General features: G+C 68.4%; 6 protein-coding genes and 2 pseudogenes. 5 read left to right on the top strand and 3 right to left on the bottom strand.

Features of this window, described 5'->3' with window-relative positions; translation table 11 throughout:
* Positions 1 to 27: 27 nt before the first annotated feature.
* From ACCQ10_RS15305 to ACCQ10_RS15285, 5 genes and pseudogenes are all read left to right on the top strand, one after another.
* Positions 28 to 4,327 (top strand): annotated as a pseudogene (locus tag ACCQ10_RS15305) (Hpt domain-containing protein); the annotation flags it as partial.
* Between the two features lie 65 nt (positions 4,328 to 4,392).
* Positions 4,393 to 7,239: pseudogene (locus ACCQ10_RS15300) on the top strand (hybrid sensor histidine kinase/response regulator); the annotation flags it as partial.
* Positions 7,240 to 7,246: 7 nt separating this feature from the next.
* The gene (locus ACCQ10_RS15295) at positions 7,247 to 8,434 is read left to right on the top strand and encodes a chemotaxis protein CheB (RefSeq protein ID WP_372363140.1); all 1,188 of its coding nucleotides are present in this window, start codon (positions 7,247 to 7,249) and stop codon (positions 8,432 to 8,434) included.
* Between the two features lie 33 nt (positions 8,435 to 8,467).
* Complete coding sequence (locus ACCQ10_RS15290; protein WP_184556662.1) at positions 8,468 to 8,947, top strand: chemotaxis protein CheW; 480 nt, start codon at positions 8,468 to 8,470, stop codon at positions 8,945 to 8,947.
* Between the two features lie 444 nt (positions 8,948 to 9,391).
* Positions 9,392 to 9,964, top strand: coding sequence for a GNAT family N-acetyltransferase (locus tag ACCQ10_RS15285; RefSeq protein ID WP_372361160.1), 573 nt, complete (start codon positions 9,392 to 9,394; stop codon positions 9,962 to 9,964).
* Positions 9,965 to 10,400: 436 nt separating this feature from the next.
* Here the strand turns inward: ACCQ10_RS15285 and ACCQ10_RS15280 are convergent, their stop codons facing one another.
* The 3 genes from ACCQ10_RS15280 to ACCQ10_RS15270 are packed head-to-tail and all read right to left on the bottom strand — an operon-like array spanning position 10,401 to position 14,265.
* Positions 10,401 to 12,167 (bottom strand): hypothetical protein, encoded by a 1,767-nt coding sequence (locus ACCQ10_RS15280; RefSeq protein ID WP_372361159.1) that lies wholly within the window; start codon positions 12,165 to 12,167, stop codon positions 10,401 to 10,403.
* Positions 12,164 to 12,736, bottom strand: coding sequence for a sigma-70 family RNA polymerase sigma factor (locus tag ACCQ10_RS15275; RefSeq protein WP_372363139.1), 573 nt, complete (start codon positions 12,734 to 12,736; stop codon positions 12,164 to 12,166). The genes ACCQ10_RS15280 and ACCQ10_RS15275 overlap by 4 nt, the downstream gene beginning before the upstream one ends.
* 29 nt (positions 12,737 to 12,765) lie before the next feature.
* Entirely contained in the window at positions 12,766 to 14,265 is a 1,500-nt protein-coding gene (locus tag ACCQ10_RS15270; protein WP_372363138.1) for a vWA domain-containing protein, read from the bottom strand.
* Positions 14,266 to 14,343: the final 78 nt, after the last annotated feature.

Below are 14,343 nucleotides of genomic sequence, written 5' to 3'. Positions count from 1 at the left end.
TGAGCCGGCCGTTGTCAGGGGGCTGCAATGAGCGCGCTTCGCGATGCGATGAGCCACGCCGCACTGGGCTGGGTCAAGCCGGAGCTGGACGAGACCTTGCGCCAGGCGCGCAACGAGATCGAATACTTCGCCGAAGAACCGTCCGATACCAGTCGGATGCGCTTCTGCGCGGGCTATCTGCACCAGGTGCAGGGCACGCTGCGCATGGTGGAGCTGTATGCGCCGGCCATGGTGGCCGAAGAGCTGGAACTGCTGGCCCAGGCCGTGCAGGTCGGCGAGGTCGCCGACCGCGACGAAGCCTGCGCCATGCTGATGCGCGGCACCGTGCTGCTGCCCGATTATCTGGAGCGCCTGCAGAACGGCCACCGCGACATTCCGATCGTGCTGCTGCCGCTGCTCAATGAAATCCGCGCGACCCGTGGCCAGCCCGGTCTGAGTGAAAGCGTGTTGTTCGCGTTCGACCCGCAGGCCGGTGTTGCCACCGAAGCCGAGCTGGATCACGCCCGCGGCAGCCTTTCCGGGCGTAACCGCGAGCTGCTCGACACCGTCGGCAGCGCGGTCAAGGAAGAACTGCTGCGCGTCAAGGACGCGCTGGACCTGCATCTGCGCACTGGTGGCGACATCGCCGAGCTGCAGACCCAGGTCAAGGATCTGGGCAGCGTTGCCGACACGCTGGGCATGATGGGCCTGGGCGTTGCGCGCAATGTCGTCGTGCAGCAGCGCGACGCGTTGGCGCGCGTGGTCGACGGCCAGGTGCAGATGGACGAAGGCGTGCTGCTGGATATCGCCGGCGCGCTGCTGTACGTGGATGCGTCGCTGGACGATCAGGTCGCCAGCCTTGGCGCCGATCTCGGCGATGGCAACGAAGCCAGCAACAGTGCCACCTCCTCGGAAGTGCGCCGCACCGTGGACGTGCTGGCGCAGGAAGCGATCGCCAACTTCGGTGCGGCGCGCGAACATTTCGTCGCCTTTATCGAAACCAATTGGGACCACGCGCGCCTGGCCGATGTGCCGCATCTGCTGGGCGAAGTCGGTGGCGCACTGCGCATCCTCGAATTGCCGCAGGCCGCCGATTACCTGGAAGGCGTGCGGCGCTATGTCGATCTGGAGTTGATCGGCAAGCAGCGCGTGCCCAGCGGCCGTCAGCTGGACACCCTGGCCGATGCGATGGCCAGCCTGGAGTACTACCTGGAAGCCCTGCGCGAGCGCCGTCCCGGCCGCGAGGAGATTCTGGACATCACCCGCAACAGCCTGGAAACGCTGCGGTATTGGCCGCTGCCGTCCGGGCAGCCGTCCGAATTGCCGGTCGGCACCGACCAGCCCGGCAGCGTTGCCGCATTGCAGCCGCTGGCAGCATTGCCTGCTGCGCACGCCGGCACGCCGGCTGCGGCGGCCAACGATGCGGTGCCCGCCGCATCGCTGGAATGGGCCAATGAAACCGTGGTCGAGACGCCGTTTGCCGCCAGTGTCGTGCACAACACCGGCGCAGCGGCCACCGATACGGTGTTCTCGTTCGACCCTGTCGCTGCGGAAGAAACTCGCTCCGGTCAAGGGCACGTGCCGTTTACGGTCGCACCGCTGGAATTGTCCGACGACGACGGTGCGCAGGCGCCGGGCGACTGGCACCTGGAGACCACCGGGCAGACTGCGCCGATTGCAAGCTCCGCCTTCGACCCGGTCTCGGCCGAGCAGGACAGCCACGTCGCGAGCGAGGCCGCGCAGGTCAGCTACACCGTGGACCTGAGTGCGCTGGAACAGGAGCAGGCCGCTGTCTCCGTGCCGGCCGACGAGGCACCGCTGCAGATCACGCACATCGATCTGCCGGGCGATGCCGACCAGGCCGACGCGCCGCTGGACTTCATTGCCGACAACCAGGCGCGTCGCGCGCAGGTCAGCATCGACGATGCGTTCTCACCGCCGCCGAGCCCGCCGGTTGCACCGCCGGAACACGACGACCCGTTCGTCGAGTCCACCCCTGAGGCAGACGAAGCACCGGCCGAAGCGAGCGCCGGGCAGACGCCCGCGCGGGTGCAGCAGGCCACGGTCAGCGAGTTCGAGCTGGACGATGCCTCGGCCGCGTTCCTGGCCCAGCTCGACGCCGCTGCTGCGCAATTCGATGTGGAGCGGCCGCAGGATGCGCCCGTGCGCAAAGACCAGGCTGCGGAGGTCGCGGTCGGCGAGCCGGCTCCGGTGGCGGCCGATGCCGGCATTTTCGGTGGCTTCGGCGACAGCGATATCGATGACGACATCCGTGATGTCTTCCTTGAAGAGTTCGACGAGGAACTGGTCAACCTCGGGCAGTTGCTGCCCATCTGGCGCGCCGCCCCGAACAGCCTGGACAACCTGCGTCCGATCCGTCGCGTTTTCCATACGCTGAAGGGCAGTGGGCGACTGGTCGGTGCCAGCGTGCTCGGCGAGTTCAGCTGGAAGATCGAGAGCATGCTCAACCGCGTGCTCGACAATTCGCGCCCGGCCAGCCCGGCGGTCGTGGCGATGGTGGAACTGGCCTACGAGGTGCTGCCGCAGTTCAATGCCGCGCTGCGCGACCAGGGCCGCATCAGCGCGGATCTGCCTGAAATCCAGGCCATTGCCGAGCGCGTTGCAGCCGGCGAAGAGGTCTATTACGTGCCCGCACCGGCCACGCCGGCCGTGCCCGAGATCGCCGCGATCTCTGCACAGACCAGTGCGGTTGCGGCCAGCGGTGGCACGCCGGCCTCGGTGGACAGTGTGCTGCGCGAGATCCTCGAAGCCGAGGTGGCCACGCATCTGGACACGGTCAATGCCTGGCTGCAGGCCACCCGCGTCGCGCCGCAACTGGCGACCGAAGAATTGCTGCGCGCCGTGCACACCATGAGTGGCGCGTTTGCGATGACCGATGTGCCGGAAATCACCCTGGTGACCACGCCGGCCGAAAGCTACGTCAAGCGCCTGCTTGCTGCATCGGCCACACCGTCGTCCGAAGGCATCGACGCGATCGCAGCCACCGCCGCAGCCATCGCCACCACGGTCACTGCACTGCGCGCCGACGCGCCGTTGATCCCGTCGTTTGCGCCGTTGACCGAACGCCTGCGCGCCCTGGTCGAGACGTTGCCGGAAGCGCAGTGGCCGCCGCAGGCGTTCCTGGAAGAGCTCGACGACCTCGACGCGACCAGCGATGCGGCTGCCGGGCACGCTGCGCCGGTCGAACTGACCGGCGTGGAAGATCTGTCGCAGTACCTGGATTCCAGCGCGCTGCTGCCCGAGACCGCCGCACCGACGCCCGATGCCGAAGACGCGCAGCCGCAGTCGGCCGATGCGCCGATCGCAGTGGACGAACTGGCCGAGGCTGAAGCCGAGCACGATTCGGCCCTTGCATTGGACGCGCCTGCACCGCACGCCGTCGACGATGCCGGGCACGCTGCGCCACACGAACACGAACACGAACACGAACACGTCGACGCGACTGCCGACGCTGCCCACGCAGCGAGCGATGATGCGCTGCTACCGGTTGCCGATTCCGGGCAGCTTGCCGATGCGCTGCATGGCGATGCCGCGCAGCACGAGCAGCCAGACCAGGCCGTAGCGCAGGGTGCCGACGCACACGACACGCCGGCCGACGAGCCGCTGGTCGAGGCCGACGCCTGGGATGCGACCGAGCTGCAACATGCGCAGACCGCGCCGCACGATCAAGCACCGGGCGAGCACGCTGCAGAGGCGCCGAACGAGGCAGTTAATGGCGTGTCCAGCGAGCACGACACTGATGCGATCAGCGCGCGGGCAGACAGCGTTGCGGTAGACGAGCTGGCCGACGCAGAAGCTGCGTTGGGACGGGCGCAGACGCTGGCCACGGCAGATGCCGATGCCGAGCAGTCAACGGATGCGCAGGCCGCGCACGCGCAGACGCACGACGAGCACGTAGCAGCACGCCCGGACGATGCGGTCGAGACCATCGAAGCATTGGAAGCCGTGCACGCCGACGTTGCGTTGGACGCACAGCCGCAGGCAACCACCGCAGAAGACTGGACGCCGGAAACCGCGGCGCTGGACAGCGTGCCGTCCGACCAGGACGTGCACGCACAGGCCGACACGCAGGAATTGTCTGGCGAACAGCCGGCGGACGAGGCCTTGCAGCACAGCGACGCAGCACTGCCACATGCTGGTGAAACGCTTGCGGGCGAACCGCCGCATTCTGCGGACCTCGCGCAGTCTGACGAGCATGCAGCGGCGGCAGAACACGCGTCGACTCAGCACGCGGATGCGGACCAGGACGCGTCTTCGGACGCGCAGCAGTCCGCAGGCGCGCAGGTGCAGGCGGAGCAGCACGTCGATGCCGGCGAGCAGTCGCAGCCGGACACGTCTTCGCACGAACATGCGGCCGAAGGCGAGCAGACTGCCGCGCACCAGCACACCGACGCCGAGCAGTCCGAAGCACGGCACATCGAGGCCGAGCAGGCCGACGCGGAGCTTGCGCACGCCGAGTACGCACAGACTGCGCAGGCCGACGCCGACGCCGACGCCCTGCCTGATCACACCATCGAATCGGTGCAGGCGTTCGAAATGGCGCATGCGGCCGACCAGGTCGAAGAGACAGGCGATCCGCAATCGGACACCGCGCCGGACCTGCACGACGCATGGGCTGTCAGCGCCGACGCTGCAGCACATGCCGACGCGGATGTCGCCGGGGACGTGGTTGCCGCGACCGGGCATGCAGCACATGCCGATCACACGGATGCCGGCGTCCACACCGACGCCGATCAGCATGCCGGCGCCGACGACGCTGCAGACCAGCACGCAGCCGCCAGCGCGCACGAGCCAACCGACCACAGCGCCGTCGTGCCGGAAGACACCGCCGCCGCCTTCAGCGCACCGGTGGAAGATGCCGCACGCGTGGAGACCGCAGCCAACGACGTGGGCGCTGCGTTCGATATCGGCCCGCTCAACTTCGATCAGCTCGATGGCGAATTGGTCGACATCTTTGTCGAAGAAGGCCGCGATCTGCTGGACCATTGCGATGGTCTGATCGCCCGCATGCGCGAAGTGCCCGAAGACCGCGACGTCCTCAACGGACTGCAGCGCGATCTGCACACGCTCAAGGGCGGCGCGCGCATGGCCGGCATCAATGCCATCGGCGACCTGGGCCATGCGATCGAATCGCTGCTGGAAGCGGTGGCGGCCAACCGCACCGACATCGACCGCGATGACGTGCGCCTGTTCGAGCGTGGCTTCGACCGTCTGCATCAGCTGCTGACCCGTACCGGCATGCACCGCGCGGTGGCGATGCCGACCGACCTGGTGGAAGCCTTCGAAACCCGTACCCGTGGCCGTGATGCGGCCCCGCCCAGCGACGCCGATGTCCGCGCGATCGCCAAGGCGTCGGTGGAGCCGGCACCGTTGTCGGCTCCGATCCCGGTCGAAGGCCAGGCCGAAGAAGAGCTGATGCCGCGTACCCAGCAGGAACAGGTGCGCGTGCGCGCCGACCTGCTCGATCGCCTGGTCAACCACGCCGGCGAAGTGGCGATCTACCGCTCGCGTCTGGAACAGCAGATGGGGGCGTTCCGTGGTGCCATGGGCGAACTGGATCGCACCAACGCCCGTCTGCGCGACCAGCTGCGTCGTCTGGACCTGGAAACCGAAGCGCAGATCGTGGCGCGTTACCAGCGCGAGCAGGATCAGGGCGATCGTACCTTCGATCCGCTGGAACTGGATCGCTTCTCCACCCTGCAGCAGCTCAGCCGTGCGCTGAACGAGTCGGCAGCCGACCTGGGCGGTTTGCAGGGCGTGCTGGAAGATCTCTCGCGTCAGTACGACGGCCTGCTGCAACAGCAGTCGCGCGTCAGCTCCGAGCTGCAGGACGGCCTGATGCGTGCGCGCATGGTGCCCTTCGATGGCCTGGTGCCGCGTCTGCGCCGTGTGGTGCGCCAGGCGGCCAGCGACACCGGCAAGCAGGTGCATCTGGTGCTGGAAGGCACCCAGGGCGAACTCGATCGCAACGTGCTCGATCGCATGGTCGCGCCGTTGGAACACATGCTGCGCAACTCGGTCGCGCATGGGCTGGAAAGCCCGGAACAACGTCGCGACGCGGGCAAGCCGGAAGAAGGCAGCATCGCGATCCGCCTGCGCCGCGAAGGCTCGGAAATCGTGCTGGAAGTGGCCGACGACGGCGCCGGGCTGGACCGCGAGGCGATCCGTCGCCGCGGCGAGCAGCGCGGCCTGATCGAACCCGGGCAGGAGCTCAGCGATGTCGAACTGGATGCATTGATCTTTGCCTCCGGCTTCAGCACCTCCGAGCAGGTCAGCCAGCTGGCGGGCCGTGGCGTGGGCATGGATGTGGTGCGCAACGAAGTGCGTCAGCTGGGCGGCTCGGTGGATATCCACTCGGTGCGTGGCCAGGGCGTCACCTTCACCTTGCGCCTGCCGCAGACGCTGGCGGTCACCCAGGCGGTGTTCGTGCGCATCGGCGAGACCACCTTTGCGGTGCCGGTGGCGTCGGTCAGCGGTATCGGCCGTATCTCGCGCACCCGCTACGAGTCGGGCGAGGGCGGTTATCACTACGCTGGCGAGGAGTACGTGCTGCACGATCTCGGCTCGCTGGTCGGCCAGGCCGCCGCGCGTGCCGATGGGCAGGCGCAGGTGCCGTTGCTGCTGGTGCGTGCGGGCGATCTGCGCGCGGCGGTGGCGATCGACCAGGTGCTGGGCAACCGCGAAATCGTGGTCAAGCCGGTGGGCCTGCAGATTGCGTCGGTGCCGGGCATCTACGGCGCCACCATCACCGGCGATGGCCGCGTGGTGGTGATCCTGGACGTGGCACCGCTGGTGCGTCGCTACCTCAGCCAGCCGGCGCGTCCGGCGCTGGAAAGCCCCGCCGAAGCGCAGCGGCAGGTGCCGTTGGTGATGGTGGTCGACGACTCGCTGACCATGCGCAAGGTCACCAGCCGCGTGCTGGAACGCCACAACCTGGACGTCACCACCGCCCGCGACGGTGTCGAGGCACTGGAATTGCTCGAAGAGCGCGTGCCCGACCTGATGCTGCTGGATATCGAAATGCCGCGCATGGACGGCTACGAGCTGGCGACCGCGATGCGCGCCGATCCGCGCTTCAAGGCGGTGCCGATCGTGATGATCACCTCGCGCAGTGGCGAGAAGCACCGCCAGCGCGCCTTCGAGATCGGCGTGCAGCGTTACCTGGGCAAGCCTTACCAAGAGTTGGATCTGATGCGAAACGTGTATGACCTGCTGGGGATCGCCCGTGTCCGAGACTAATGGCGCAATGGGAACTCCGGTTGCCCTGCTGGGCCGGCCCGGTCAGGCGCGCGAGCGCCTGCGCGAAGCGCTCGGCCTGGCCGGTGCGCAGGTGGTGCTGGAAGACGAACCGTCTGCAGTCGACGTGCAGATGCTGCGCGACGCCGAGCCGGTGGCGGTGCTGGTTGCACTGGAGCCGTCCATCGAAGATGCGCTTGAAGCGCTGGAGCCGGCCTTCAACATGCCCGGCGTGACGGTGATCTTCGACGAAGCCGAGCTCACCGTGCGGCGCGAGGGCTGGGAAGCGCAGCGCTGGGTGCGCCATCTGGCTGCCAAGCTGCACGGCCACGCCGACGTGCTGCCGCCGGGCACCGAAAGCGAACCCTCGCTGCAGCCCGAGCCGGGCCTGGCGCTGGAACCACGCCAGCATTCGGACCTGCAGCTGGATCAGCATCTGGAAGCTGCCGCGCACGCATTCGAGAACATGCCGGGCGATGCGTTGTTTGCGCGCACGGCCGCGCAGGCCGGGACCCCGGCCGCCGCCGACACGCCCGGCCTGACGCTGGGCGATTCCAGTACCTGGGGCCTGGTGGACGACGTCACCGTGGTGGTGCGCCCGCGCGCCGAGCTGGACGTTGCAGCCTTGTCGACCGGCGGATTGTCGCTGGTGGACCTGGAACACAGCGGCGAGGTGACCGGCGCGGTGCTGGTGATGGCCGGGATCGGCGGACCGGATGCGATCCGTCGCCTGCTGGCCGCGTTGCCGCCGCAGTTTCCACGCGCGGTGCTGGTGCGCATGACCCTCGATGGTGGCCAGTACGGCAACCTGGTGCGCCAGATGGGGCGCGTGTCGGCGCTGCCGGTGGAGCTGGGCGAACCGGGCCAGGTGGTCGCCCCGGGCAAGGTCTATGTGCTGTCCGACGACGTCGGTGTGCAGCAGCACGCCGGCGCGCTGGCCTTCGTGGCGCACAGCGATGCTGCCGGGCTGATTGCCGCGCTGCCGCCCGGCGACAGTGCGGTGCTGCTGCTCAGCGGCGCCAACGAGGCGCTGGTGGACGCATCGTTGGCATTGGCCGGGCAGGGCGGCTGGCTGGCGGGTCAGTCCGCCGATGGCTGCTACGACCCGGCCGCTGCCGCGCGCCTGGCCCGGCAAGGCATTCTGACCGGCGATCCCGCGCAGTTGGCGCAGGCGTTGGCACAGCGTTGGCCGGCGTAAGCCGGGCGCTCCCTTTCAGATCGGAAACCTGCAATGAGCTACGCCAACAATGACGAAATCCGCGGCGTCCTGATTCAGGCCGGCACCGAACGCGTGCTGCTGCCCAACGCCACGGTGGCCGAGGTGATGTCGCGCGTGGCGGTCGAAGCGCTGCCGGACATGCCGCGCTGGGTGGTCGGGCGTATCGATTGGTACGGCTGGAAGGTGCCGCTGCTGTCGTTCGCGCGCTTCAGCGGCCTGGGCGATGAACCCACTGCGGTCAACAACAAGGTGATCGTGCTGAAGGCGCTGGGCGGCAATCCTGCGCTGCCGTATTTCGCCTTGCTGACGGCTTCGTTTCCGCAGCTGATCTCGGTGCCGCGCGACGGCCTGCTGGCCGACGCCTCGGAAGAGGCGCTGCCGGACGGCGTGCACATGCGCGTGCTGCTTGGCGAGCAAAGCGCGTTGCTGCCGAACCTGGATGCCATCGAGTGGCAGGTGGCGCAGGCGCTTGGATCGGCTGCTGCCGCCTAAGAGCGTCCAACAAGACCACGGCGCTCGCCGCCATGCGGGCGCGGCCGGCGCGTGGAGTGGGCATGGACCACGCGTACACGGCGGTCCTGTGCGGCGTGCGCAGGTGGCTGGCGACGGCTGGATGGGTTGTGTCGGCCGCTTCAGGGTGGCAGGCAACAGCTCCGCACCGCAGCTGCCAAGCCTGCGCAAACGCGGCCCGCAGCGGGCACGGCTCATCTGCACGGCGCGTCTGACGCACCGCCCTCGTGCCGCGCTGGCCGGTGCCGACCAGGCGTTGCCAGCCACCCCGTTTGAAATCCGGATCGTTACGGCGGGTGCATGCCGGCGCGCAGGCGTGTGCCCGGGTAGCCGGCGCAATGGCCGTGTCGTGGCCGCATCTACGGCGGGCTGGTTGGTGGATGCCGGGCGTCGTGGAGCAGACAGTCAACACTGCAGGGGACGGCCATGAGCCTGCCCGCTTTTCGGCCGGTGTGCCGCGACGATGGCGTGGTGCTCTCCGACCTGTCCGGTGTGGATCCGCTCACCGTGGCCGGGTATCACGCACGCAACCGGGCGCACCTGGTCGAGGCGATGCCGTTGCGGCCGCCTGCGTTCTACACCGCCGACGGGTGGCGCCGGATATGCAGTGCGTACCGCATGTCGGTGCCCGGCGAGCGCGAGTTGCAACTTGTCCTGCAGGCCGGGCAGGAAGTGATCGGCACGGTGGGGTTCACCCAGATCCAGCGGGGCGCATTTCAGGCCTGCCATCTCGGTTACGGGCTGGATGCCGGCTGGCAGGGGCGCGGTGTGATGCAGTGGGCGGCAACGCAGGGCATCGCTTTCGTGTTCGGCCCGCTGGGGCTGCACCGGGTCATGGCGCAATACGTGCCGGACAATGTGCGTAGCGCCCAGGTACTGGCGCGGCTGGGCTTCCAGATCGAAGGCCGCGCGCGTCGTTACCTGCAGTTGAACGGCGTCTGGCGCGACCATGTGCTGACCAGCCTGTTGCGCGAGGATGCGGAGGGTGGCGAGGGCTGATGCGCGGTGCGCATCGTGCGACCGGTAGATCGCGCCGATGGCGCAGCTCCACAAGAATCGTAGAGGAAGTGCTGATTTGCGTTTCGCGTGTGCCGCGTGCGCTTGGGCAACTGCTTGGCTTTGATGACGAGGTGGCGCAGCGTGCCCGCGCAAGGTTGCGCGCAGGTCCGGCGGAGGTGCGTCGACGGCAGTCCAGACGGTACGCTGCATCGTGATTCGGGCGCTGCATCCTGCGGGTCCCGCATCTCGGTATGGTCGAACATAGACAGCCTGGTTGCAGCGATGCTGCGCGCGACATCTACCAACTCGGGGTCACTGCGTCGCAAGAACTGGATACGGCAGCGCTCCACGCATCGGTAGACGCATCGCGCTTAACTGCGCCACATTCGAGCAGCGCGCATCCGCCCGTACCTGCGGCCGGCCGGATCAGGCGCGCTTATGGTTGCGCCGTGCTGATCACTTCGATGCGGACCCGGTCTGGCGGCAGGCGTGGTTCACGGATGACGTCCACCGGCGTGGACCAGTCGTGTTGTCGAGCCGCCGCGCGCAGTCGATCGAGCCACTGCCTGAAGGCAGTGGCCTCCGGTTCGCCTGCCCAGATGCGCAGCCGCGCGGGTGCACCAGGGTGGGTATGCAGATACTGGTCGATCCACGCATCCGGCGGCGCCGATAGTGCCACCAGCTGTATCGATGTGCCCGGCGTGGAGACGCCGCTCTCAGTAGCGGCTGTCGTGGAGGTGCCCGCTGGCGCCGCCGGCTTGGCAGCAGCGGATGCTTTTGCATCTTCCGGAGCGCCCGGCTGCGCCGCAGCCTCCTTCGGCACCGGCATGCGCTCGTGCGGCGCCGGCAGCGACAAGCGCCGCGCGTCCTGCAGTGCCTGCGGTGTGGTCGCGCCGTGCTGCGCGGAGGACACTGGGGTATTGGGGTCCAGTGCCTGGGAGCGTTGCACATCGATGGCCGCTGCCGCATTGCTCCGCGTGCGAATCGGCATCGGGGCTGCCTGGGGCAACGCAGTACGCGGCGACGCCAGCGTGCCATCGGTCATCGACGCAGGCGCAACACCGTCGGTAGTTGAAGACTGCCTCTGCTCGACCGTGGTGCTGGCGATCGGCGCTGGCGGTGCCGGCAGCGCTGGCGGCGCCAACGCAGCTTCAGGTGGCGGTGCAATCGGCGCGGGCGCGGCAGCAGGCGCGGCAGGCGCTTCGCGCGCGATGCCGATGGGCGCCGCGCGCGAAGCGGGTGCAGGCATCGGGGGGGATTCCGCAACCGCTGCGGGTGCAGGCATCGGCGGCGGTGCAGGCATCGGGGAGGCAGGCGGCGAGGGCGCAGGTTGGGGCATGCGCTCAACCGCCTCCCCCTGGTCTGGTGGCGCGGGCAGGCGCTGGCCCGTCGCAGGCTGCTTGCCGTCGGCCGCCGTCGCCGTTGCTCCGGTGTCGGCTTCGACTTGTGCTGAAGCCGGCGCTGGCTCGTACGCGTCGGCCGGGGGCTGCTGCGGCGCAGTTGCCTGCCAGCGCAGGCCGACACCGACCACCAGCGTGACCGAGGCGGCCAGTGCCACTGCCGGCATCCAGCGCTGGCGGCGCGCGCGACCCGGGGCATGGCCGTGCAGCGCAGTTTGGGGCGGCGCGGTGCCACCGGGCGCCGCCGCTGGCGAGGTGAACGACGGCGTCGCCGCGGCCTGCGGCGGAGCCAGCGAAGCCGTGCGGGGCGCGCTATCGGACGACGCGCGATTCGCCGCCTGCTGTACACCGGCTGGCGCAGTGTCGTCGCCGGCCGGTGTCTGGTCACCAACGCGGCCCTGCAACACCGGCGCCACAGGCACCGCGGCCGTGGGTGGCGACGGCGTGTGCTGCTGCAGCCACGCACGCGTGGTGTCGTGCAACGGGGCGCCCAGTGCCTGCGCTGCGTCTTCGCCGTCGCTCATGCGTGCGTGAATGGCTGCACGCTGTGCAGCCTGCGCCTGCTCGGCCTGCGCGGCTGCGGCAGCGAAGACGGCGTTCATCGATGCGGGCGGTTCGAACTGCAGGGTGCCGGGATCTTGCGCTGATCCAGATCCAGCGGCGCTGCGTGCACGGTCGGCATGCCTGGCGGCTTGCGCAAACCATGCCTGCATGCTGGCCGGCGGTGCATGGGCGGGCAGGGCACGCAGCAGCGTGGCCATGCCGTCTTCGCCCGCGATGAAACGTTCGACGACCGGCTTCATTGCGCAGCGTCCAGGCTCAGGCGCAGCTTGGCAAACGCATAGCGCAGCCGGCTCTTGACGGTTTCGAAGCCTTCGCCGACCACCTGCGCGATGTCTTCGACGGACAGGCCGGCGAAGAAGCGCAGCACGATCACCTCGCGTTGCGCGTCGGGCAGCGCCATCACCGCGGTGCGCACGCGCTGTTGCTGCTGGCCGAGCATCGCCATCTGTTCGGTGGACAGGTCCTCGTCGGGCAGTTGAAGGTGGCTGTCCTCCAGCGGCACCGAGGTGGTGGTGTCGGCGCGACGGCGCGTATCGATCCAGGCATTGCGCGCGATCTGGAATAGGAAACTGGTGAATGCGGATGCGCCGGGGCGGTAATCGCTGCAACGGGTCATCAGCTTGACCCAGGTTCTCTGCGCAAGGTCTTCGGCCTCGCTCAGATTGCCTTCGCACAACCAGGCCAGAAAGTTGAACAGGGCGCGGTTGTGGCGCGTGAACAACTCGGTTGCCGGTTGTTCGACAAAGCCATTGGCGACGAGGAGCATGAGCTCCTCGTCGGGAAGATGCGCAAGATCGGCCGGTTGCATGCGCGCAGTATAGGCAAGCGCCGCGCGCATCAGTCGGTGGTGGCGACTGGCCGGGTGCTCAGCGCGTTGGCCTGCTGCACCATCTGCAGGAAGTCGGCGCGATAGCCGAAGCGGTCCTCGCCCAGACTGCTGGCGGCCAGTGCGCGTACCTGCGGGTAATCCCAGCCACGCAGTTGCTTGCCACCACGCAGACGCTGCCCGAACCCGGCCACCGCTGCAGAAAACCGGAAGTCATCGCTGGTGGCGCTCAGTGCCCGGCGTTGATCGCGGCGGACCACCGTGTCCAGCAGCCGGCTGCGCTGCGCATCGGGCAGTTTGTAGCGCAGTTTGACGTGCGCCAGCTCGCCATTGAGGGCGCGCGCCTGCGGACGTGCCGCGGCGCTTGCATAGCGCAACGGGTCCACCGATGCGTTGCCGTTGGTGGGGGTGATTTCGTACAAGGCGGTGACGGTATGGCCGGCGCCGATGTCGCCTGCATCGACCTGGTCGTTATTGAAATCCTCATCGCGCAGCGCACGGTTTTCATAGCCGATCAGGCGGTATTCCTTGACGGTTGCAGGGTTGAATTCCACCTGGATCTTGACGTCGCGGGCGATGGTGGCCAGCGTGGCGCCCAGCTCGTGAGTGAGCATCTTGCGCGCTTCCAGCGGTGTGTCGATGTAGGCATAGGCACCGTCGCCGGCATCGGCCAGCTGCTCCATCAGCGTGTCGTTGTAGTTGCCGGTACCGAAGCCGAGCGTGGACAGGGCGACGCCGGAGCGGCGCTTTTCGGCGACCATGCCCTTGAGCTGATCGAAATCGGTGACGCCCACGTTGAAGTCGCCATCGGTGGCGAGCAGGATGCGGTTGATGCCGCCACGCAGAAAACTTTGCTGCGCAGCTTTGTAAGCGAGTTCGATGCCGCTGGCGCCTGCGGTGCCGCCGCCCGATTGCAGGGCGTCGATGGCTTCGACGATCCGGGCTTGCTGGTCGCCCGGCGTGGGCGGCAGCACCACCGCGGTGTTGCCGGCGTAGGTCACCAGGGTGATGCGATCTTTGGCACGCAACTGACGCACCAGCAGTTTGAGCGAGGCCTGCAGCAGCGGCAGCTTGTCCGGCGCGTCCATCGAGCCGGAGACGTCGACCAGAAAGACCAGGTTGGCCGGCGGCAGATTCGCGGTGGCGATGTCGCGGCCGGCGATGCCGACGCGCAGCAACAGGCTGTCTTTATTCCACGATGTGGTCGCCAGTTCGGTGCGCACGGCGAACGGTTGGCCATCGGTAGGCGCCGGGTCGTCGTAGCGGAAGTAGTTGATCAGTTCTTCCACGCGCACCGCATCCACCGGCGGCAGGCTGCCAGCGCTGAGGAAGCGCCGCACATTGCTGTAGCTGCCGGTATCCACGTCGATGCTGAAGGTGGAAATGGGCTGTTGGGCGGCCTGCACGATGGCGTTGTCGTCGATGTGCTGGTAGCGCTCACGGTCTTCGGCAGGTGCCGGGATCACCGGTGGCATCGGCATGCGGTTATCCAGTACCGGGCGATGCGCCATCAACGTGGCGGCGGGTGCCTGACGTGACAGGCTGCTGCTGAGCGGCGCAGGCATCGCTGGCATCGCAAGGACGGGCGG

The organism is Xanthomonas sp. NCPPB 1325, assembly GCF_041477645.2.
Classification (GTDB): domain Bacteria; phylum Pseudomonadota; class Gammaproteobacteria; order Xanthomonadales; family Xanthomonadaceae; genus Xanthomonas; species Xanthomonas cannabis.
Note: the sequence above shows the minus strand (reverse complement) of the source record. Positions and strands in the feature narration are given on the sequence as shown.

Bases quoted from the DNA above. Each gene is read 5' to 3' on its own strand.
- ACCQ10_RS15295 (WP_372363140.1), top strand. From the start codon at position 7,247: ATGGGAACTCCGGTTGCCCTGCTGGGCCGGCCCGGTCAGGCGCGCGAG.
- ACCQ10_RS15290 (WP_184556662.1), top strand. From the start codon at position 8,468: ATGAGCTACGCCAACAATGACGAAATCCGCGGCGTCCTGATTCAGGCC.
- ACCQ10_RS15285 (WP_372361160.1), top strand. From the start codon at position 9,392: ATGAGCCTGCCCGCTTTTCGGCCGGTGTGCCGCGACGATGGCGTGGTG.
- ACCQ10_RS15280 (WP_372361159.1), bottom strand. From the start codon at position 12,167: ATGAAGCCGGTCGTCGAACGTTTCATCGCGGGCGAAGACGGCATGGCC.
- ACCQ10_RS15275 (WP_372363139.1), bottom strand. From the start codon at position 12,736: ATGCAACCGGCCGATCTTGCGCATCTTCCCGACGAGGAGCTCATGCTC.
- ACCQ10_RS15270 (WP_372363138.1), bottom strand. From the start codon at position 14,265: ATGGCGCATCGCCCGGTACTGGATAACCGCATGCCGATGCCACCGGTG.